Annotated in this window: 20 protein-coding genes; 16 read left to right on the forward strand and 4 right to left on the reverse strand. The window is 70.7% G+C overall.

What is annotated here, in order from left to right; translation table 11 throughout:
- The first annotated feature begins 477 nt into the window (after nt 1-477).
- Nucleotides 478-1,491: a hypothetical protein gene (locus BLR04_RS15665; protein ID WP_245740296.1), complete on the forward strand. Its 1,014-nt coding sequence runs from the start codon at nt 478-480 to the stop codon at nt 1,489-1,491.
- A 69-nt stretch (nt 1,492-1,560) separates the two neighbouring features.
- Here the strand turns inward: BLR04_RS15665 and BLR04_RS15670 are convergent, their stop codons facing one another.
- The gene (locus BLR04_RS15670) at nt 1,561-2,514 is read right to left on the reverse strand and encodes an MBL fold metallo-hydrolase (protein WP_090764857.1); all 954 of its coding nucleotides are present in this window, start codon (nt 2,512-2,514) and stop codon (nt 1,561-1,563) included.
- Between the two features lie 83 nt (nt 2,515-2,597).
- Between BLR04_RS15670 and BLR04_RS15675 the strand changes: the two genes are divergently transcribed.
- Nucleotides 2,598-3,011 (forward strand): single-stranded DNA-binding protein, encoded by a 414-nt coding sequence (locus BLR04_RS15675; RefSeq protein ID WP_176903109.1) that lies wholly within the window; start codon nt 2,598-2,600, stop codon nt 3,009-3,011.
- Nucleotides 3,012-3,137: 126 nt separating this feature from the next.
- On the opposite strand, the gene BLR04_RS15680 is transcribed toward BLR04_RS15675, so the two are convergent.
- A complete protein-coding gene (locus BLR04_RS15680) occupies nt 3,138-4,595 on the reverse strand; it encodes a DUF1015 family protein (RefSeq protein WP_090764862.1) in 1,458 nt (485 codons plus the stop codon).
- Between the two features lie 93 nt (nt 4,596-4,688).
- Here BLR04_RS15680 and BLR04_RS15685 point away from each other — a divergent pair, with 93 nt between their 5' ends.
- The gene (locus tag BLR04_RS15685; protein WP_245740278.1) at nt 4,689-5,129 is read left to right on the forward strand and encodes a tetratricopeptide repeat protein; all 441 of its coding nucleotides are present in this window, start codon (nt 4,689-4,691) and stop codon (nt 5,127-5,129) included.
- A gap of 57 nt (nt 5,130-5,186) precedes the next feature.
- Here the strand turns inward: BLR04_RS15685 and BLR04_RS15690 are convergent, their stop codons facing one another.
- Nucleotides 5,187-5,627: a TipAS antibiotic-recognition domain-containing protein gene (locus BLR04_RS15690; RefSeq protein WP_090764868.1), complete on the reverse strand. Its 441-nt coding sequence runs from the start codon at nt 5,625-5,627 to the stop codon at nt 5,187-5,189.
- Nucleotides 5,628-5,784: 157 nt separating this feature from the next.
- Between BLR04_RS15690 and BLR04_RS15695 the strand changes: the two genes are divergently transcribed.
- Complete coding sequence (locus BLR04_RS15695) at nt 5,785-6,756, forward strand: HAD-IIA family hydrolase (RefSeq protein WP_090764871.1); 972 nt, start codon at nt 5,785-5,787, stop codon at nt 6,754-6,756.
- Nucleotides 6,757-7,389: 633 nt separating this feature from the next.
- Here BLR04_RS15695 and BLR04_RS15700 read toward each other — a convergent pair.
- Nucleotides 7,390-7,737 (reverse strand): SCP2 sterol-binding domain-containing protein, encoded by a 348-nt coding sequence (locus BLR04_RS15700; RefSeq protein ID WP_090764875.1) that lies wholly within the window; start codon nt 7,735-7,737, stop codon nt 7,390-7,392.
- Between the two features lie 125 nt (nt 7,738-7,862).
- Between BLR04_RS15700 and BLR04_RS15705 the strand changes: the two genes are divergently transcribed.
- The 12 genes from BLR04_RS15705 (at nt 7,863) to pssA (ending at nt 21,285) form a co-directional block, all read left to right on the forward strand.
- Nucleotides 7,863-8,078, forward strand: a complete 216-nt coding sequence (locus BLR04_RS15705; RefSeq protein WP_090764878.1) for a hypothetical protein — start codon at nt 7,863-7,865, stop codon at nt 8,076-8,078.
- On the forward strand, nt 8,075-8,887 hold the full coding sequence (locus BLR04_RS15710) for a TlyA family RNA methyltransferase (protein ID WP_090764881.1): 813 nt from the start codon (nt 8,075-8,077) through the stop codon (nt 8,885-8,887). The genes BLR04_RS15705 and BLR04_RS15710 overlap by 4 nt, the downstream gene beginning before the upstream one ends.
- Nucleotides 8,884-9,798 (forward strand): NAD kinase, encoded by a 915-nt coding sequence (locus tag BLR04_RS15715; RefSeq protein ID WP_090764884.1) that lies wholly within the window; start codon nt 8,884-8,886, stop codon nt 9,796-9,798. The genes BLR04_RS15710 and BLR04_RS15715 overlap by 4 nt, the downstream gene beginning before the upstream one ends.
- A 104-nt stretch (nt 9,799-9,902) precedes the next feature.
- The gene (gene recN / locus BLR04_RS15720) at nt 9,903-11,612 is read left to right on the forward strand and encodes a DNA repair protein RecN (RefSeq protein ID WP_090764888.1); all 1,710 of its coding nucleotides are present in this window, start codon (nt 9,903-9,905) and stop codon (nt 11,610-11,612) included.
- Nucleotides 11,613-11,685: 73 nt separating this feature from the next.
- Nucleotides 11,686-12,882, forward strand: a complete 1,197-nt coding sequence (gene steA, locus BLR04_RS15725) for a putative cytokinetic ring protein SteA (protein ID WP_090764892.1) — start codon at nt 11,686-11,688, stop codon at nt 12,880-12,882.
- Nucleotides 12,879-13,856, forward strand: coding sequence for a copper transporter (locus tag BLR04_RS15730; protein WP_090764894.1), 978 nt, complete (start codon nt 12,879-12,881; stop codon nt 13,854-13,856). Before steA ends, BLR04_RS15730 begins: the two co-directional genes overlap by 4 nt.
- Before the next feature lies 1 nt (nt 13,857).
- On the forward strand, nt 13,858-14,727 hold the full coding sequence (locus tag BLR04_RS15735) for a hypothetical protein (protein WP_090764896.1): 870 nt from the start codon (nt 13,858-13,860) through the stop codon (nt 14,725-14,727).
- Nucleotides 14,728-14,806: 79 nt separating this feature from the next.
- Nucleotides 14,807-16,435, forward strand: coding sequence for a murein biosynthesis integral membrane protein MurJ (murJ, locus tag BLR04_RS15740; RefSeq protein ID WP_090764899.1), 1,629 nt, complete (start codon nt 14,807-14,809; stop codon nt 16,433-16,435).
- A 1,021-nt stretch (nt 16,436-17,456) separates the two neighbouring features.
- On the forward strand, nt 17,457-18,530 hold the full coding sequence (locus BLR04_RS15745) for a glycosyltransferase family 4 protein (RefSeq protein ID WP_090764901.1): 1,074 nt from the start codon (nt 17,457-17,459) through the stop codon (nt 18,528-18,530).
- 174 nt (nt 18,531-18,704) lie between these two features.
- Nucleotides 18,705-19,688: a TerC family protein gene (locus tag BLR04_RS15750; protein ID WP_090764904.1), complete on the forward strand. Its 984-nt coding sequence runs from the start codon at nt 18,705-18,707 to the stop codon at nt 19,686-19,688.
- A 108-nt stretch (nt 19,689-19,796) separates the two neighbouring features.
- Nucleotides 19,797-20,438, forward strand: coding sequence for a phosphatidylserine decarboxylase (locus BLR04_RS15755; RefSeq protein WP_176903111.1), 642 nt, complete (start codon nt 19,797-19,799; stop codon nt 20,436-20,438).
- A complete protein-coding gene (pssA, locus tag BLR04_RS15760) occupies nt 20,425-21,285 on the forward strand; it encodes a CDP-diacylglycerol--serine O-phosphatidyltransferase (protein ID WP_090764910.1) in 861 nt (286 codons plus the stop codon). The genes BLR04_RS15755 and pssA overlap by 14 nt, the downstream gene beginning before the upstream one ends.
- Nucleotides 21,286-21,292: the final 7 nt, after the last annotated feature.

The following is a 21,292-nucleotide window of genomic DNA, read 5'->3' on the forward strand; positions in this document are numbered from 1 at the left end:
GGTCCGCGTCGTGAGGGCGGTGGGTTCCAGGATCGTGGTCCGCGTCGTGAGGGCGGTGGCTTCCGCGATGACCGTGGTCCGCGTCGTGAGGGCGGTTACGGCGACCGTGGCCCTCGCCGTGAGGGCGGTTTCGGTGATCGCCGCGAGGGCGGCTTCCGTGATGACCGCGGTCCCCGCCGCGAGGGCGGCTACGCCGATCGCGGTCCCCGTCGTGAGGGTGGGTTCCGTGATGACCGGGGTCCCCGTCGTGAGGGTGGCTTCCGTGACGACCGCGGTCCGCGTCGTGAGGGCGGATACGGCGACCGTGGCCCCCGTCGCGAGGGTGGTTACGGTGACCGGCGCGAAGGTGACCGTCGCGAGGCGAGGCCGTTCTCGCGGGAGGGACGCGATGAGCGTCCGGGCGGCGGCTTCCGAGCTCGCTACGGCAAGCCCGAGTCCGGCGAGGGCGAGGCTCCGCAGCGCGAGAAGCTGCCCGAGGTGGCGCCCGACATCAGGGCCGAGGAACTCGACAAGGAGGTTCTCGAGGAGCTGCGCTCGCTGCCGGGTGACCTCGCCGACCTGGTCGGCCGGCATCTCGTCGCGGCCGAGCGGGCACTCGAGGACGACGACCCCGACCGGGCGCACGAGCACACCAACGTGGCGCGCAGGTTCGCGGCCCGCATCGGTGTGGTGCGGGAAGCCGCGGGCATCGTCGCCTACCGTGCGGGGCACTTCTCCGAGGCGCTGAGTGACCTGCGGGCTGCCAGGCGGATGACGGGTTCGGAGGCGTACCTGCCGGTCATGGCCGACTGCGAGCGTGGTCTCGGCCGTCCCGAGCGGGCGATCGACCTCGTGCGTTCGCCGGAAGCCGAGCGGCTCGACCGTGAGGGCCGCATCGAGATGACCATCGTCGAGTCGGGCGCCCGCCGTGACCTGCGCCAGTACGACGCCGCGGTGATCACGCTGCAGCGTCTGCCCGAGCTGCGCGACCCGCAGCCGAGGCCGTGGTCGGCGCGGCTGGCGTTCGCGTACGCGGACGCGCTGGCCGACGCCGGACACCAGGACGCGGCCACCGAGTGGTTCGGCAGGGCGATGGCGTTCGACGAGGACGGCGAGACGGACGCCGCTGAGCGATACGCCGAGCTGACCGGAGCCGTCATCGAGGACATCGAGGAGGATGTCGACGGCGAGGACGAGTCCGGCGAGGCCGATGTCGCGGAGGCCGCCCAGGTCGACGAGGACGTCCTCGACGAGGCCGAGGACGTTACGGACGAGGACTCCGACGAGGTCGGCGATGAGTCCGACCCGGCCGACGACCCGGCCGACGACCCGGCCGAGGTCCCGGACGACTCCGATGAGGACGCCGACTCCGACGTCGCTGCTGGTGGTGAGGAAGCTGCGGAGCAGGCCGAGACATCGGCCATCACTCCGGCGTTCATCGAGCCGAACTTCGGTGACGTACTGGAGGAGTCCGGCGAACCGGCTGAGGCGCGGTCGAAGGACGACAACTGATGTGACACTCGCCCGTCGTACCCTCGTGGTACGGCGGGCGACGTGCGTTCAGGCGGCTGAGCGGCAGGTTCAGGGCGAGACGCGGTCGAGCCAGTGAAGGATGCCCGCGACGTTGGAGGGCGCTCCGCTCAGCAGCTCGAACTGCTCGGCTGTGGCCTCGTCGGCCGTCAGCGCGGAGTAGCGTTCCTTGGTGCGGTCGCGGACCATGGCGACCGCGTGATCGAGGTCCATGCCTTCCGACTTGGCCTGCCGCGTGAGGTCGACCCACACCCGGAGTTCCTCGGCGGACCGCTCCAGCGTGTCCTGTACGGCATCGACCGGCCCGTAATGGCTGAACAGCAGTCGCTGGGGCTGCAGCGCCTTGAACAAGCCGATCGAGCCGAGCGCGATGTCGAGGTCGAAGTCCGGGGGCGGGGTGGCAGGGCGCAGGTCGCCCGTTTCTGGCAGGTAGACGCCGGCCGCGTCGCCGACGTACAGGTCGCCCGTGGCAGAGTCGATCAACCCCACGTGGTGCTTCGCATGACCTGGGGAGTAGTGGCTGTTCAGGGTGCGGCCGTTGCCGAGGTCGATGGTGCCGGTGTCGCCGAGGGCGACGATGCGTTCGGCTTCGGTGGGGGACATCTCGCCGAAAAGGGTGTCCAGCCGGTCGCCCCACACCATCCGGGCGCTGGCCATCAGCCGTCCGGGCTCGGCGAGGTGCCGGGCTCCCTTCTCGTGGACGACGATCTGGGCGGACGGGAAGTGCCGGGCGATGTCACCGACTCCGCCGGCGTGGTCGAGGTGGATGTGCGTCACCACGACCGTGGCGAGGTCGTCCGGTCCGACGCCGAGTGAGGCGATGGCGTCGCGGACCACGGGAGCCGAGGTCGACGTGCCCGTTTCCACCAGGCAGGGCCGATCGCCCAGGATCAGGTAGCCCGCCGTGATGCCGGAGAATCCGGCCATCTTGGTGTCGATCTCATAGACGTCGCCGCCTAGTGCGGTGATGTTGTCCACAGGCACTCCCGAACGTCCAGTCGTCATCCCCAGAACGGCGTTCTAGCCGAACTGAGCCTGTCCTCATCGTAGAGAGTGATCTCCAGCGGAGCACCGATAGGAGGACGATTGTGGACAAGAACGAGGTCACGCTGGTGGGGAGGCTGTCGGCGTCGGTCGAGGAGCACCCGTTGCCGAGCGGCGACACCGTCACGAAGTGGCGCGTCATCGTGCGCCGACGGCGTCACCGACGGGGTGCGGCGCTGACCGACAGCGTTCCGTGCGTGACGTTCGACCCGGACATCGCGGCCGTGGTCCGAGGTCTCCAACCGCGCGACTACCTCGAGGTGGCGGGGGCGCTGCGCTGCCGCGTCTTCGGGCCGTCCGCCGCGAAGATCTGGCGGTACGAAGTAGAGGTCAGCGCCGCGCGACCGTACGAGGCCGAGCCGGCCGAGCCTGACGCCCCGACCGACCAACCTGAGGGTGGTGACCTGACCGCCGCCCTGGTGCCTCGGCAGGTGGCGTCCCTGGCGGCCATCGGGTGAGTTCCACCAGGCTGAGACTGCCGGGCATCCGCTGGATCGGCGGTGCCGCCTCGGACGTGACACGCAAGCAATTGCCCCGGCCTGCACCGGTCCTGCGCGGCGAGGGCCGGTTGCTCCTGACGGTTGTCAGTCGATGTCGAAGGTACGGAGCACCAGGCCGGTGCGTGGCTTCGGGCCGAAGGAGGTCGATTTGCGCGGGACTCGTTCGCCGCCGGCGGCGATGGACAGCACGTCCTCGACCGCGAGCGGTTTCAGGATGACCGCGGTGCCGCCCATCTGACGGGCCAGGCGCACAGCGGCGTCGATGTCGTGGTGGACGATGCGCACGGTCTGCTCGTCGTCCCGCAGACCCCAGACGATGGGCAGCACGAACGAGGTCAGGATGGAGGTGTTGAGCGAGTTCCAGCGATCGGAGTGGTCTGCGGGCATGGCGCGGGCCAGCTGCATCGGGTCCGGATCGGTGAGCAGGTGCGCACCGCCTTCCCCGGCGAGCAGGAACGCCGGCCCCTGAGTTCGTTCGAGTGCGGCCACGCCTTCGGCGATCTCGGGGTGGTCGTGGACGCGCCACGCGCCCTTCGCCTTGGCCACCGCGTCCTCCAACGGAAGGCTCGGGATGACGCGGTGGATGGCCTTGAGGTCCGGGGGATACGCGCTGGAGTCGACGAGCAACGCGAGCCCGAAGTCCCAGGGCCCGAACGCGGGACGGCTTCTGTCGCCGTCGCCGGAAGATCTCTGCCCAGCGGCGGAACCAGCGCCGGAACCAGCGGCGCCCAGGGCGGCTTCGTCGTGGGCGGCTTCGGTCTGGGCCGCTTCGGCTTGCGCTTCGGCGTTCGGTCGGCGGGAGAGGTGTTCCTGACGCTGGAGGACGCGGTACGTCGCGTACCTGTGGTGGCCGTCGGCGATCAGGGCCTGCCGGTGGTGGAGATCGGCGTTGATCGCGGCGATCTCGGATGGGTCCGTGATCGCCCACAGCCGATGGGTGAGGCCGTCCTCGGTGCGGGCCGACACGAGGGGGGAGCGCTCGTCGGCCACTGCGTCGACCAGGCGGGTGGTGGCGCCGTCGCCGCCCTCGTAGAGGAGGAAGATGGGTTCGAGGTTGGCCTGGGTGGTGCTCATGAGCGCGAGGCGGTCGGCGATGGGTCCGGGAAGCACGTCCTCGTGGGGCAGGACGATGGCCTGGGTGGGGTCGGCCAGGCCGACGTCCCCGATCAGGCCACGTTGCACGACACCTGGGCCGCTCTGCTCGTACACGTACAGGGCCGGTTCGGCGTCCGGCGCTAGGACGCCCGAGCTCAGCCACGTCCGCAAGGTGTCGCGCGCCTCGGCGTAGCGGTCCTGTGGCGGTGCGTCGGCGGCCGTCGAGCTGCTGGTGGGGGCGTTCCGGCGAGGGGAGCGGGGAAGGATGAGACGGACGACGTTGTTCGGGTGAGAGTCAAGGAGGCGCTCGACGTCGGCGTCGGAGATCAGGTCGTACGGTGGGGAGGTCACCTTGGCGGGATCTTCGACAGTGAAACGTACGCCTCGGAAGGGCCGTAGCACCAGTCCATCCGGTACCGGCAGTTCAGGAGTCCCCATACCGGGCATGCTCCCATAAATGCTCGGGCCTTCCGGAATTCGCCCCTTGATTGCAGTCAGTGCCGTCCCGCGTCAGGGCGGGACGGGAGTCGCCGTTCAGCGATGAAGGAGTCCTCCCACATGTGCCAAGATCGAAACGTACAGGATGGAAACTCGGGCGCTCCCAGGGGCGGCGTTTACGACTGGTACCAGCGTGGGGTCAAGCTTCTGAAAGAGGGTAGTCCGGCCGCCGCCGCGGCCCTGCTGGAACGCGCGGCGGCGGAGGAGCCCGAATCGCGAAGCATCCTTGAGGCGCTGGCCCGCGCACAGTTCAATTCCCGTCAGTACGCGGAGGCCGCGGCCAGTTTCCGGCAGATCGTCGACTTCAATCCGGCCGAGGATTATGCCTATTTCGGGCTGGGGCTGGCGTTGTGGCGTACGGGTGACGTGGAAGGGGCTCAGGAACCCCTCGCCATCGCCGTGGCCATGCGCCCGGACGAACACCACTACGTGTCGGCTTTGAAGAGCGTCCGTGCGACCTTGCGGGCGCGTCGCGAGATGTGAAGCTTTACCGGGCCCCGGTCGTTCCCGGTCTCGATTGCTGGTGTTTCGGGTGACGGTTCAGGCCTGGTGGCGGAGGGCGTTGGCGTGGATGGCGGCCCGGAAGTACGCGGCGAGGCCGGGAGTCTCGGCGTCGATGGAGGCCGTGAAACGAGGATCTTCGACGTACAGGTCGCCGAGTCCCCGGTGGATGTCGTAGGTGCAGTCGTAGCACCAGCGGGTGATGTGGGCGCGGTGCTCCTCTGCCAGGTCCATGGCCTCCTCGCCGTCAGTGGGCAGTCCGGCTCGCAGGGCGTCCGCCATGCGGGTGCTGATGTCGGCGGCCTCGGCCGTGAAGCGCTGCCAGTGCTCCTTGGTGTAGGACGCCGTGCGGCGTGCCGACTCGGTCCAGGGCTGGGTGCCGCCCCAGCGTCGCTCGGCCTCGGCCGCGTGTTCGTCCGGGTCGAAACCGCCGAACAGCTCGGCACGCTCCTCGGCCGACAGGTTGGCAGGTGCGGACATGGCGGGATCCTTCCTGTAGATGGGTACGAGGGCGACGCTAGAGTCTCACGCGGCGTGAGAGTCAACGGGCCGGCAGAACCACCGGCTCGTCAGCCGGCGACCCGTGGGCCATCGGCTCACCGGCCGGCGGTGTGCGAGTCAACCAGGAAGAGGCGCTGTGCTGATCGACGGCTACGACACCCTGCTGCTGGACCTCGACGGGGTGGTCTACCTGGGCGCTCACCCGGTGCCCGGTGCGCCGGCCGCGCTGGAGCGGGCGCAGCGGCACGGCGTGCGGCTCGCATACGTGACGAACAACGCCTCGCGCACGCCGGCGGCCATCGCCGCGCACCTGCGGGAGCTGGGCGCGCCCGCCTCCGCCTCCGATGTCGTGACCTCGGCGCAGGCCGCCGCCCGGGTGGTCGCCGAGCACGTGCCGCCCGGGGCGAACGTGCTGGTGGTCGGCGGGTCGGGGCTGCGGTTCGCGCTTCGCGACCAGGGGTTGCGGCCGATCTCGGTCGCCGCCGAGTCGCCTGCCGCGGTGGTGCAAGGGTTCGCGCCCGGGCTGTCGTACGGGCTGCTGGCGGAGGGAGCGCTCGCGGTGCGAGCGGGGGCGCTGTTCGTGGCTTCCAACCGCGACAGCACGCTGCCGACCGGGCGGGGGGAGCAGCCGGGGAACGGGGCCTTGGTCCGCGTGATCGCCGCCGCGACCGGGGTCGAGCCGATCTATGCGGGTAAGCCTGACCCGCCGCTGCATCGTGAATCCGTGATCCGGACGGGCGCGCGTCGGCCGCTGGTCGTCGGCGACCGGCTGGACACCGACATCGAGGGAGCGTTCAACGCCGGGGTCGAGAGCCTGTTGGTACTGACTGGGGTGGCGACGCCGGTAGAGGTGCTGACGGCCGAGCCCCGTCATCGGCCCCCGTACATAGGGGACGATCTGGAGGCTCTGCTCCAGCCGTATCCGGAGGTGCGCGACGGTACCTGCGGCGGATGGCGGGCCCACTGGACGGACGGCGTTCTGCGGCTCGACGGCGACGGCACCCGCATCGACGGTCTCCGAGCCGCCTGCCACGCCGCCTGGGCGGCCGCCGGCGAAGGACACGTTGACGCGGACGCGGTCAAGCCGGCCCTCGACCGCCTCGGCTGATCTCCACGACGCCTCTGAAGACCGGTACGACCCTCCGCCGGGTGCGACCTCACGAGGAGAGGTTGCCTGCGACGCCGCCTGGGCTGATCCACGACCCCTCTGAAAGACCGGTACGACCCTCCGCGTGCGACTTCACGAGCCTGCGACGCCGCCTGGGTGTTGGTTGGTGAAGGTCGCGTTGACGCGGACATGGTCAAGCCGGCTTCGATCGCCTCGGCTGGTTTCCGCGATGCCCTGGGGCCGGTACGGCCCTCCGACTGGTGCGCCCCTCAGACGGGTCTGTGAGGAGCGGCGGGCCGTTTGCGACGCTGCCTGGACGGCGGGCCGGTCCTCGACCGGCTCGACTCATTTCCACGACATCTCTCAAGGCCGGTATGGCCTCCCGCCGGTACGACCCTCCTCAGGGTGAGGTCTTCGACCGGGAAGAGCCTCCGTGGGTGTGGCCCTCCGAGGAGTGGGGCAGGGCAGGGGGGTCGTTTGGAGGGGAACGAAGGGGTGGAGGGTGGCTTGCGGGCCTCCCGCACATCAGAGTTGGGGCTACTGATCAGTTGTCCGCTCGTCGCGTAAGTCGGGGGCTGCGGATGTTCGCGCGTCGCTGAAACTCGGGGATTCAGCGCCACCCGGCGGACGACGTCAGAGGAGCCGGCGAAGGCGCAGCAGGTCGCCGAAGCTCGCGTCGACCTTCACCCGGCCCCCGAGCAGCGCCCGCGCCAGGTCGAGCTCGCCCGCCACCAGCGCCACCAGGTCGTCGCTCAGGATGGTGAGCTTCACGTCGGCGGACCTGCCGTCAGGCGACGGCTGCTCCAGGAACGGGTCGAGCCCTCCGTGGTGCAGCCGGCCGTAGAAGGTCACGTCGAGGTCGGACACCCGGCAGCTGAGCGTCCGCTCGACCACGTGTTTCGCGCGGTCTTGCTCATCTATCTCGTCGAACTGGGCGACGAGCTTGGCCAGTGCCGCCCGGCACTCCTCGACGCTTGCCATTTGCCTATCCTTTCATCCCTTTGCGGAGGGTAGCGTTCCCCATGAGTAGCACTCTCGTATGACCTTCAACGCATGACACGCCTGCCGAGGTCCCGGGCGCTCGCGGGAGGCACTACGGTCGAAACATGAGTGAGCTGCCCGTGGAGACCGCCGACGAGCGGGTCGACGCCATCGTGGCCGGCCTGGCCCGGCTGGGCGAGCTGCCTGTCAACGAGCACGTGGCCGTCTTCGAGGAGGCGTTCTCCGGCCTGGAGAGCGCGCTCGCGGCCGTGGACGACGCGCACGGCGAGCATACGACGGCTGGACAGGCGGCGTACGAGGGGGTCCTGGAGCGCCCGTGAGCCGCAGGATCCGACTCGACAGTGAGCTCGTGCGTCGCGGCCTGGCCAGGTCGCGCGAGCAGGCCGTCCAGCTGATCGACGCCGGTCGGGTCAGCGTGGGGGGCCGGCGGGCGGAGAAGCCCGCCACGCAGGTCGACACCGCGTCGGCCATCGTCGTCGCCCCATCAGAGGACGGTCCCGACTACGTTTCGCGCGGAGCGCACAAGCTGCTCGGCGCGCTGGAGACGTTCACGAGCCTCTCGGTCGACGGGCGCCGCTGCCTCGACGCGGGCGCCTCCACCGGCGGGTTCACCGACGTGCTGCTGCGCCGGGGCGCTGCCCACGTGCTGGCGGTCGACGTCGGCTATGGACAGCTCGCCTGGTCGCTGCGCAACGACGAGCGGGTGACCGTGATGGAGCGCGTCAACGTGCGCGACCTCACCCCCGACATGGTCGGCGAGCCGCCCACGCTGGTCGTGGGCGATCTGTCGTTCATCTCGCTGCGGCTGGTGCTGCCCCCGCTGGCCGCGGTCGCGGCGCCGAGGGCCGACTTCGTGATGCTCGTGAAGCCGCAGTTCGAGGTCGGCAAGGACCTCGTGGGGGCGGGCGGCGTCGTCCGCGACCCCGCGCTGCGGGCACAGTCGGTGCGCGACGCCGCGGCCAGGGCCATGGAGCTGGGGCTGACCGTGCGGGGCGTCACCGCGAGCCCGCTGCCCGGGCCGTCGGGGAATGTGGAATACCTGCTCTGGCTGGGCAAGGGTGAGGGTGAGCCGCCGGTCGCAGACCTTGAGAGCGAGATCCTGCGCGCCGTCGCGGAAGGGCCGCAATGAACCGAGCCGCGAACAACCGCACCGTGCTGGTCGCCGTCCACACCGGGCGCGGGGCCGCCGTCGACAGCGCCCGGCTGGTCATCGACCGGCTGGTCAAGGCGGGCATCACCGTCAGGGTGCTCGACACCGAGGCCGACGAGATCGGCCGCGCCGATGCGGAGGTCGTACCGGCGCATCCGGACGCGGCCAGGGACGCCGAGGTCATGTTCGTGCTCGGCGGCGACGGGTCGTTGCTGCGCGCGGCCGAGCTGGCCCGGCCCGCGGGCACTCCGCTGCTGGGCGTCAATCTCGGACACGTGGGCTTCCTGGCCGAGGCGGAGGTCGCCGACCTCGCCTCCGCCGTCGACAGCGTGGTGGGGTGCCGCTACGACGTCGAGGAGCGCATGACGATCGACGTCGTCGCCCGCCAGAACGGCAGGGTGCTGGCCGACACGTGGGCGCTCAACGAGGCCACCATCGAGAAGCAGGGGCGCATGCTGGAGCTGGTCGCCGAGATCGACGGGCGACCGCTGTCCCGCTGGGGCTGCGACGGCGTGATATGCGCCACCCCGACGGGTTCGACCGCGTACGCGTTCTCCGCCGGCGGGCCGGTCGTGTGGCCGGAGGTGGACGCGCTGCTCATGGTGCCCATCAGCGCGCACGCGCTGTTCGCCAAGCCGCTCGTGGTCTCGCCCCGCTCGACGCTGGCCGTCGAGATCATGCCGGACACGCCGTCCGGCACTCTGTGGTGTGACGGGCGCCGCAGGTTCGAGCTTCCGTCGGGTTCCCGCGTCGAGGTCCGCCGGGGCGCGGCTCCCGTGCGCCTGGCCCGCCTGCACGGCGTCGAGAGCACAGGTGCGCCGTTCACCGACCGCCTCGTCGCCAAGTTCGAACTACCCGTTCAGGGATGGCGCGGAAGGGCTCGACCCTGAGTGAATGGACAGGAGAGCGCGTAGGATCACGTGGGCATGGCGGGCCGCGCCGGCGGACCTTCACCGGCAGCGGTGTCAGACACGGCAGTGAACGGGAGTGGGCAGTGCGACCAAGGGTCGAGGAGGTCCGCATCCAGGGGCTCGGCGTCATCGACGAGGCCGTGCTCGAGCTTTCCCCGGGCTTCAACGTGGTCACCGGCGAGACCGGCGCGGGCAAGACGATGGTCGTCACCGGGCTCGGGTTGCTGTTCGGCGGCCGGGCCGACCCGTCCCGCATCCGGCCGGGGGCCGAGCGGGCGAGTGTCGAGGGCACGCTCGTCATCGATCCGGGCGGCCGGGTCGCGCAGCAGGTCGAGGACATCGGCGGTCAGGCCGAGGACGGCGAGCTGATCATCTCGCGCACCGTCTCGGCCGAGGGCAGATCCAGGGCGTGGCTCGGCGGGCGGTCGGTGCCCGTCGGCACGCTGACCTACCTGGCCGACGACCTGGTGGCCGTGCACGGGCAGATGGACCAGCAGCGGCTGCTGCAGCCCGCGAGGCAGCGCGCCGCGCTCGACCGCTATGCCGGGAACGCGCTGGTCAAGCCGCTGCGGGCCTATACGCAGGCGTACCGACGGCACAAGCAGGTGGCGGCGCAGCTGGAGGAGCTGACGACCCGCGCCAGGGAGCGGGCGCAGGAGGCCGACCTGCTGCGGTTCGGCCTGGAGGAGATCGAGAAGGTTGACCCCAAGCCCGGCGAGGACGCTGAGCTGCGCGCCGAGGAGGAGCGGCTCTCGCACGCCGACGCCCTGCGCAATGCGGCGACGACCGCGCACACGGCGCTGCTCGGCGACCCGATGGAGGCCGCGGGCGGCGCGCGTGACGTCGTGTCCCTGCTGGGCGAGGCGCGGGCCGCGATGGAGGCCGTACGCGACTTCGACGCCCAGCTCGCCGGGGTGGCCGACCGGCTGGCCGAGGCCGGATACCTGATCTCCGACGTGGCCACCGACCTGGCGGCGTACGCGGAGTCCGTCGAGGCCGACCCCGGACGGCTCGCGGCCGTGCAGGAGCGCAGGTCGGTGCTGTCCGGCCTGACCCGCAAGTACGGCGAGGACACCACGGCCGTCCTCGCCTGGGCGCAGAGTTCGGCGGCCCGGCTGACCGAGCTCGAAGGCGACGACGAGCGCATCGGAGAGCTGACGCGAGAGCTGGACGAGCTCACGGCCCGGCTCACCGAACTGGCCGACGAGCTGACGAAGGTGCGCGAGGCCGCCGCCGAGCGGTTCGGCCACGCGGTCACCGAAGAACTCACCGCGCTCGCGATGCCGCACGCCAGGGTCGTCGTCCAGCTCACCAGGAGCGACGAGTTCGGACCCGAGGGCCGCGACGAGGTCGAGCTGCGCATGGCCGCCCACCCGGCCGCGCCGCCGCTGCCGCTCAACAAGGGCGCCTCCGGCGGTGAGCTGAGTCGTGTGATGCTCGCCATCGAGGTGGTCTTCGCCGGCGCCGACCCCGTGCCGACGTTCGTGTTCGACGAGGTGGACGCGGGGGTCGGCGGCAAGGCCGCGGTCGAGATCGGGCGCCGGCTCGCCCGGCTGGCCCGCACCGCGCAGGTGATAGTGGTCACCCACCTGCCCCAGGTCGCGGCGTTCGCCGACCAGCATCTCGTGGTGGAGAAGGCGAGCGACGGCAGCGTCGTGCGCAGCGGCGTCGTGACGCTCAACCACGAGGGCCGCGTACGCGAGCTCTCCCGCATGCTGGCCGGGCTGGAGGACTCCGAGCTCGGCCGGGCGCACGCCGAGGAACTCCTGGGGCTGGCGGCAGCGGACAGGTGATTCCGGGTGACATAGTGGACACGCCGGGTAATGCGTGGCCTGTGCGCCGTTTCGCTCTGGCAGGATGGTCGTGATGAAGGTTCCGGGAAGCAAAATGCCGGGCCTCCGCGGGCGGAAGGTCGGTGACCTTCCCGGTATAACGGCAGTGGCGAGAATCGACCGGCGCACCAAGAGGCTTACGAAACGCCTCCAGCCCGGAGAGATCGCGATTATCGACCATGTCGACGTTGACCGGGTCAGCGCGGAGGCCCTCGTCGCATGCGGGGTCAAGGCCGTGGTCAACGTCGCGGCGGGGATCAGCGGCCGTTACCCCAACCTGGGGCCGCAGATTCTGCTCGAGGCCAACGTGCCGTTCATCGACAACGCCACCCCGGAGCTCTTCGAACGCATCAAGGACGGCGACGTCGTGCGCGTCTGCGACGGTGTCGTCCACCTCGAAGAAGACGTGGTGGGCAAGGGCATCGAGCAGACGACGGAGAGCGTCGAGGCCGCCATGGCCGAGGCCCGCGCGGGGCTCTCCGTCCAGATCGAGGCGTTCGCCGTCAACACGATGGAGTACGTACGCGGCGAGGGCAAGCTGCTCATCGAAGGGGTCGGCGTGCCCGAGATCCGCACCTCGATGGAGGGCCGGCATGCCCTCATCGTGGTGCGCGGCTACCACTACAAGGAAGACATCGCCACGTTGCGCCCCTACATCCGCGAATACCGTCCGGTGCTCGTGGGCGTCGACGGCGGGGCCGACGCGCTGCTGGAGGCCGGCTACCTTCCCGACGTGATCGTCGGTGACTTCGACTCGGTCTCCACCAAGGCCCTCACCTGCGGCGCCGAACTCGTCGTGCACGCCTACCGCGACGGCAGGGCGCCCGGCCTCGAACGCGTCCACCAGCTCGGGCGCGACGCGGTCATCTTCCCTGCCACCGGCACCAGCGAGGACATCGCGATGCTCCTCGCCGACGACAAGGGCGCCGAACTCATCGTCGCGGTCGGCACCCACGGCACGCTGGAGGAGTTCCTCGACAAGGGACGCTCCGGCATGGCCAGCACCTTCCTCACCAGGCTGATCATCGGGAGCAAGCTCATCGACGCCAAGGGCGTGAGCCGCCTCTACCGCAGCCGCATCGCCACCTCGCAACTGGTCCTTCTCGTGGTCACGGCGCTGATCACCATGGGGGTCGCGCTCTTTGTCTCGCCACTAGGCCGCACGTGGCTGAACGGCCTGCAAGACGTCTGGAACGCGTTCATCTTCTGGCTGGTCGGACTCTTCTCGTGATCGATTTTCGTTACCACCTCGTCTCCATCGTCGCCATCTTCCTGGCGCTCGCCGTGGGCATCGTGCTGGGCACCACGCTCCTGCAGGAGCCCGCGGTCAAGTCCGCCCAGGAGCTCACGGGCCGGCTCACCGAGACGAACGAGGAGCTGCGCACCGAGATCGACACGCTGCGCGGCCGTGAGGCCGGCAACGACGCGTTCATCGCCGCCGCGACCCAGAACCTCGTCACGGGTGAGCTCGTGGGGCAGCGGGTGCTGCTGGTCGAGACGCCGGGCTCCAGCAGCAGCGTGCGCGAGGCCGCCCAGCAGGTGCTCACGCAGGCGGGCGCCGAGATTTCCGGACGCGTCACGCTGACCGAGAAGTTCCTCGACCCGAGGAGCCGGGGCGTACTCGACGGGCTGGTCAACCAGCTCAAGCCGGTCAACATGCTCTTCCCGACCACGGCCACCAGCTGGGACCGCGCCGCCGCGCTGCTCGCCTCCGCCCTCGTCACGAACGACGCGGCGCAGGCCGGCACGCCCAACACCGCCGCCACCGACGTCCTCAGCACCTTCGAGGCGGGCGGGCTGCTCAGCTTCGACGGAGACCCGGCCCAGCGGGCCACGCTCGCGGTCGTCTTTGCGCCGGAGCGGCCGTACGAGGGCGACAACGCGGAGGCGCAGGCCGGCGCGGTGGTCTCGGTGGCCAACGGGTTCGACGTGGCGAGCCGGGGCACGGTGCTCGCGGGCATGGCGGCCCCTGCGGCCATGCCCGGCGACGTGATCAGTGCCCTGCGTGACAACAGCGAGGTCGCCAAGCGCGTGTCCTCGATCGATACCTCTGACATGCCGGTGGGCCGCGTCGTCATGGTCTACTCTCTCCAGGAACAGCTGTCCGGGCGCGCCGGGCAGTACGGTCTGGGCCGGGGAGCCTCCGCGGGGATGCCGCAGGTGACGACGCCCACCCCGACCCCCACTACCGACTCTGGGAGCTGACATGCCTGCCGGCCGGTCCCGTGGCCTCCTGTACGCCCTCGCCGGTGCCGGTGCCGTGGCCGGCGCCGCGACCGCCCGGCTTGCGTACGCGGCGTTCACCCGCAACCGGCCGGCCGAGCTGAGCAGCCGCTGGACGCGGAAGAACCACCGCGGCGAGCCCATCACCCTGCTGGAAGGTCCCGCGTTCGTCGCGGGTTCTGCCGCCGCCGCCGCGGTCACCCCTGGCCTGCCCGGTCGCCTGCGTGCCGCCGCGCTCATCGCGGGCACCGGCAGCGGAGCGCTCGGCGCGTACGACGATCTCTACGGCACCACCGACTCGAAGGGTTTCAAGGGCCACCTGAGCGCGCTCGCCCGCGGCCAGGTCACCAGCGGCGCCGTCAAGATCCTCGGTATTGGCGCCACGGGTCTCGTCTCGGCCGCGCTCGTGTCGCGCGGCCCGGTCGACACCCTGGTCAACGGTGCCACGATCGCGGGTGCGGCCAACCTCGCCAACCTGTTCGACCTGCGTCCCGGCCGCGCCGTCAAGGTCGGCCTGCTGACGGGCGGGCCGCTGCTCGCGGCGTCGGTGCTGCGTGACAGGCCCGCCGCGGCGGCGCTCGCCGCCGTCCCGCTGGGGGCCGCCGCCGCGCTGCTCCCCGACGACCTCGGCGAACGCGCGATGCTCGGCGACGCGGGCGCCAACTCCCTGGGCGCCCTCCTCGGGCTCGCCGCCGTCGTGGGGCTCGGCAAGCCCGGCCGGTACGCGGTGCTCGGCACCGTCGTGGCGCTGACGGCCGCGGCCGAGAAGGTCAGCTTCACCAAGGTCATCGCCGGCAATCCCGTGCTCAACCGGATCGACATGCTCGGCCGCCGCCCGGCCGAATCCGTGTGACCCGCCGTCCGCGATTGTCGGTGCCGCCTGCCAGTATGGCCTGCATCGACAACGTGGACCGGTAGGAGACGGAGGCCCGGTGAGTGTGGTGACGGCGCGGGGCGTCGCGAGCGGTGCGATGCTCATCGGGGCGATCACCGTCCTGGCACGCGTCGCTGGATTCGCCAAGCAGTACGCCTTCGCCCAGACCGTCGGCACCAACTGCCTGGCCACGGCTTACACGACGGCCAACATGATCCCCAACATCGTCTTCGAGGTGGTCGCCGGGGGCGCGCTGGCGGGCATGGTCGTGCCCGTCCTGGCCGGGGCGGCCGACGAGGGGGCGCGCGAGCGGGCGGGTCGCATCGGCTCGGCGCTGCTCACCTGGGTCGTCGTCGTGCTGGTCCCGCTGGGCGTGCTGGTCGCCGTCCTCGCGGGGCCGGTCTCGGGGCTGTTCTTCGGCGCGGGGGTCGCCGACTGCGACACCTCCGCGGTGACCGCCATGGCAACCCGCATGCTGGTCGTCTTCGCCCCCCAGATTCCGCTGTACGGCGTCGCCGTGGTGCTCTACGGCGTGCTGCAGGCGCACCACCGCTTCGCCGGTCCCGCCGCCGCGCCGCTGGTGTCGAGCATCGTGGTCATCGTCGCGTACCTGATGTTCGTGCCGCTCAGTGGTGGCGTGCGCGGCCCGGGCACCCTTCCCGGCCCGGCCGAGCTGGCGTTGTCGGTCGGCACGAGCCTCGGCGTGCTCTCGCTGGTGGTGGCGGTGCTCCGGCCCGTCGGACGGCTGGGGCTGCGCTGGCGGCCCACCTTGCGTTTCCCCGACGGCGTCGCGGCCCAGGTGCGCAGGCTGGCGATGGCGGGTGTGGCGGCGCTGCTGGCCCAGCAGGCGGCCATGATCGTGGTGGTGCTGCTGGCCAACCAGGCGATCGGCAACGGGGCCATCGCGGCGTACAACTACGCGTGGGCGATCTACCTGGTGCCGTACGCGGTGCTGGCCGTGCCGATCGCCACCAGCGCCTTTCCCAGACTGTCGGCGCAGGCGGGTGACCCCGGGGCGTTCGCGGCGCTGGCGGCGCGCACCACGCGCGCGGTGGTACTGGTGTCGGGGCTGTCGGCCGGAGTGCTCGCCGCTGCGTCCGGGCCCGGGGCGATTGTCTTCCTGGCGGGCAAGAGCGAGGTGCCTCCCGGGGAGCTGGCGGCGGCGATCGCGCTGTTCGCCCCCGGGTTGATCGGCTATGGGCTCATGGCGCACCTCGGGCGAGTGCTGTACGCGGCAGGGCAGGGGCGGGCCGTGGCCACCGGCACCGTCGCGGGGTGGATCGTCGTGATGGTCGCCCAGGCCGTCTTCGTGCTGGTCCTGCCCGACGACTTGGAGATCGGCGGGATGGCGCTCGGGATGAGCGTCGGTATGACGGTGGGCGGGGCGCTGCTGCTCGCGTCCGTGGTGCGGACTCGCGGGCGGGCGGCGGTGGCCGGGCTCGCGCGGGCGGCGGGCGCGTCCGTCGCCGGCGGTGTCGCGGGCTATGCCGCGGGGGCCGTCGTGACCGGGTGGCTCGGTGCCGACGGCATCTGGCCCAACGTGGGCGCCACCGCGCTGGGCGCTCTGGTGGCGCTCGCGGTGGGAGCCGCCGTCGTGGCCCTGGCCGACCGCCCCGACGCCGGCGAGCTCATCGGCCTCTTCCGCCGCAGCGGCTCCGCCGGCCCAGTGCATGAAAGCGGCGACTGAACAGGCTGGCACTGTCCGGTCCAGCAGGGAGGCGGCGCGTCGTCGTCGGACCAGACCGACGCCCCGGCCACTCCATCTGCCCGGGTACCAACCACCTACTGAGGCGACCTCACCAGCCCGCTGCGGACGCTCCGCCCGCCGAGGACGCTGTCCCGTGCCCGAACACCATCATGCGAACTTCGCCGGTCGGTTAGGGGCAGGTCGCGTGAACAGGCGGGTCGGCTGTGGTGGAGTGTGGCCGGGCGGCGGGTATCGGAGAGATCGCCTGACCTGCGGTGGCCGGGTGGTGCGGCCAACGCAGGTCTTGGCCGCAATAGTGCGTGCGGGGCAGACGGCCAGGCACGGGCGGTCCGGGCAGACTGCCCGGGCGGTGGCCGGGTGGTCTGCCGATGTAGGTCGGTGGTGGTGGGTGGGGCCTGGATGGGGTGGTGTGTGCGGGGCGGTCGGCTAGGCCGGGTGTGTGGGTGTACCGCTGGGGTGGTGTGCCGGGTGTAGGTCGATGGTGGTGAGTGGGGTCCGGTCGAGGTGGTGGGTGCGGGGCGTACCGCTTGCGTGGGCGGTGGGTCGGGGGCAGACCGTGTGGCTGGGCGGTTGGTCCGCCAGACTTCCTCGCTGGCCAATGAGTTTCGGGCAGGCAGCCTGGGCGGGCGGTCGTAGGGGTGTCCGTGGCGATGGGTTCCTGGCGGACCGCTTGGCCGGGGCGGGGTCGGGTAGATCGCCTGGCTGAGTGGGCGTAAGTGGTGTGTCGGCGCAGGCTGGTTGTAGCGATGGGTGCGCCTGGCGCTGGATTCGGCGGATGTTGTGTCTGACGTTGGATCCGGATGGTTGGTGGGCCTGGCGTTGGATTCGGGCGGACGGGGTGCCGGGGTGGGGCGGTTGCCGGTGGTGGCCGGGCGGTCGGGTGTGGGCAGGTTTGGCCGTGGTGGGGCTCGTGGGTGCGTGTGGTTTGGGTGGGGTGTCTTGGCAACGGGGTTGGATCTGGCGGGACAATTGCCGGCAGGCGGTGTGGGAGGAGTGGGTTGTGCGGGTGGCGTTCGTGCTGGGCACTACGTCGGGCGGTACCGGGCGGCATGTTCTGATGCTGGTCGAGGGGCTGGTGCGGCGCGGGCATCAGGTCGTCGTGGCTGGGCCGCGCAGTGTTGAGGAGCAGTTCGGGTTCGGGGCTGCCGGGGCGGTCTTCGCAGAGGTGGCCGTGTCGGATCGGCCGCGTCCGGTCGGCGACCTGCGGGCGGTGGCGGCCGTACGGAGGCTGACCCACGATGCCGATGTCGTGCACGCTCACGGGTTGCGGGCAGGGGCGCTCACCGCGCTCGGACGGCGGGGCCCGGTCGTGACACTGCACAACGCGCTGACCGCGGGCGGGTTCGTGGGGCTGGTGTACGGCGTGCTCGAACGCGTCGTGGCCAGGCGGGCGGGCCGCGTCCTGGTCGTTTCGCCCGACCTGGGGGAGCGGATGACCAGGCTCGGCGCGCGGGACGTACGGAACGCCTTGGTGGCCGCCCCCGTGCCGCGCCCGCCGAAGCGCACGCCCCGGGAGGTCAGGGACGAGCTGGGCGCGGGCGATCGGCCGCTCCTGGTGACCGTCGCCCGGCTGGCCCAGCAGAAGGGCCTGGATACGCTGCTCGACGTCGCCCGCGGTCCGTGGCCGGGCGGAGCCTCCCGCACGCCCCTGTTCGCGGTCGCGGGCGAGGGGCCGCTGCGCGCCGAACTGCAGCGGCGGATCGACGCCGAAGGGCTGCCCGTCAGGCTGCTGGGCGGTCGCGACGACGTGCCCGACCTGCTCGGCGCGGCCGACGCGCTGCTCATGCCGAGCCGCTGGGAGGGGCAGCCGCTCACGCTCAGGGAGGCGCTCATGACGGGCACGCCCGCCGTCGCCTCCGACGTGGGCGGCATACCCGAGATCCTGGGGGACGCCGGCCTCCTGGTGCCGTACGGGGACGTCGAAGGGTTCCGCGGCGCCGTACGGACGTTGCTGGAAGAGGGGGAGACGGCGCGGCGGCTGGCTGCGGCGGCGGCCCGGCGCGGCGAGGAGATGCCCGGCGCGGACGACGCCGTCGACAGTGTCCTCACGGCCTACGGGGTTCCGCCGCGGTAGGCGGGGCCGATCCGTTCTCATATACTGCCGGGGCTAGGGAGGGGAGTATCCCTTCGCGACAGCCTCGTCATCACGGTGCAGTCCCGACCCATGGGGCCCCCGGGGCTGCCGGCTCGCGGATCGTCGCGGGCGGGAGAGACCTCCGGCAACGAACCGTTTCTGCCGGAGGGTTACGTGAACGAACCTCTATGGGCCTGGATCGCCATAATCGCCGGTCTGCTGCTCGTCCTCGCCATCGACCTGTGGATCGTGGACCGTGGGGAAGCCAGAGAGTTCTCCATGCGCCAGGCGAGTTACTGGGTGACGTTCTACGTGACGCTCGCCGTGTTGTTCGGTGTGGTCCTGTGGATGACGGTCGGTGGCGACAAAGCGGGTGAGTTCTTCGCCGGCTACATCACCGAGTACAGCCTCAGCGTCGACAACCTTTTCGTGTTCCTCATCATCATGAGCAGGTTCGCCGTGCCGCGGATCTACCAGCACAAGGTGCTGCTCGTCGGCATCCTTCTGGCGCTCGTGATGCGGGGCATCTTCATCGCGCTCGGCGCCGCGGCCCTCGAACGGTTCAGCTGGCTGTTCTACGTGTTCGGCGCGTTCCTCGTCTACACCGCCGTCAACCTCGTCCGCGACCACCTCAAGGGCGAGGACGAGGAGTTCAACGAGAACATCATGCTGCGGTGGGTGCGGCGAGCCTTCCCCACCACCGACGGCTTCGTCGACTCCAAGGTCACCGTCAAGATCGACGGCAAGCGCATGGTGACGCCGATGCTCATCGTGATGGTCGCCATCGGCACCACCGACCTGCTGTTCGCCCTCGATTCGATTCCGGCGATTTTCGGGCTCACCAAAGACGCCTTCATTGTCTTCAGCGCGAACGCGTTCGCGCTGATGGGACTACGTCAGCTCTACTTCCTGCTGGGCGGATTGCTGCAGCGGCTCGTCTACATCAGCTACGGTTTGGCGTTCATCCTGGGGTTCATCGGGGTTAAGCTCGTATTGGAGGCGTTGCATGCCAGCGATGTCTCCTGGGCGCCCGCGATTCCGATCTGGGTGTCGCTCTCCGTCATCGGCGCAACCATCGTGATCACCACTGCGGCCAGCCTGATCAGGGCCCGTATGGACGCGCGCAAGGGCGAGGAGACGCAACCGGAACAGGTCTAGCTAAGTGGACCTGTAGGCGCTTTGCTTGTGTGGTTCTGCCGTGTAATAGTTACTGGTTCCGTAACAACACGGCAAAGCGCCCAGTCCAGTCACCACCAAAGGTTGTACGTGTCAGACGATCTTGCCAAGCCGACCCGCGTGAGGCTCGCACGCGGGGTCTCCCCGTGGCTCCTCCCGACGGCGGCCACGGCGGCCGCCACCGCGCTGCTGACGCGCCGAGACCGGCGATGGGCGCTCGCGGCGGTGCCGCTGAGCGCACTCACCGGAGCGATGCTCTGGTTCTTCCGTGATCCCGACCGCACCCTGGGCAAGGGACGCATCCTGTCGCCTGCCGACGGTGTGGTGCAGAGCATCGATCCCTGGCCGGACGGGCGTACGCGGGTCGCCATCTTCATGAGCCCCCTGAACGTGCACGTCAACCGTGCCCCACTTGCGGGAAATGTCACGTCCGTGCAGCATGTGACAGGTGGGTTCGTGCCGGCGTTCAACAAGGACAGCGACCAGAACGAACGCGTGGTGTGGCATTTCGAGACCGCGCTGGGCGACATCGAGATGGTGCAGATCGCGGGCGCGGTGGCGCGCAGGATCGTGCCGTACGTGAGCGCGGGAGTGAAGGTGGCCCAGGCTGAGCGGATCGGTCTCATCCGGTTCGGCTCGCGGGTCGACATCTACCTTCCCGAAGGGATCTCTCCCGCGGTGTCCGTGGGTGAGAAGACGGTTGCGGGGGTGACCAGAATTGACCACGGCTGACGCCGGAGGCTGGCAGGCCGAGAACGAGGAGCCCACCGCTCCCGTGGGCAAGGCCTTCCGCCTGTCCGCCGCCGACTCGCTCTCGCTCGGCAACGCCGTCTGCGGGTTTCTCGCGGTGTGCGTCCTGGCCTATTCCGCGATCCAGCAGCTTCAGGTCGAGGGCGGCCGCTTCTCGCCCGATCCGAGCTACTTCGCCACCGCCATCGTGCTGCTCCTGATCGGCGCCACGTGTGACCTGTTCGACGGCCTCGTGGCCCGGCGCTTCCGCGCCTCCGCGATGGGCGCCGAGCTCGACAACCTGGCCGACGTCATCAGCTTCGGCTTCGCGCCCGCGTTCATGATCGTGATCTGGGGCATGGGCTTCAGCGACCGGGTGCCCTTCGCGGCGGTGCTCGCCACGGCCGCGGCCGTGCTGGTCGCAGGTGTCGTACGCCTGGCCAGGTTCGCCTGCGTCAAGACCAAGAGCGGCGACTTCATGGGCTTGCCCATCCCGATGGGCGCCATGACCGTGATCTCCATCGTGCTGCTGTTCCAGCCGAGCATCTGGGCCCTGGCGGGCATGCTGGGCGTGGCGTGGCTGATGGTCAGCCGCATCGAGTACCCCAAGCCGAAGGGGCAGCTCGCGGCGGTCGTCCTCGGGTGGATCATGGTGAACGTGGCGTTCCTCACGTTCTGGGTGGCCTGGCCGGAGGGCGGCAACCTCCCGATCAAGATCGGCGCCACCATGCAGATCTCGCTCGTGGCGGCGATCCCGCTGCGGATGCTGTTCTACAAGCGCGAGCAGCGTCTCTACAAGCGTGAGGAGCAGCGTCGCGAGGCCGAAGCAGCCGAGCGAATCGGCGGCTGACTGGGAT

It is taken from the genome of Nonomuraea maritima (assembly GCF_900100395.1).
GTDB lineage: Bacteria > Actinomycetota > Actinomycetes > Streptosporangiales > Streptosporangiaceae > Nonomuraea > Nonomuraea maritima.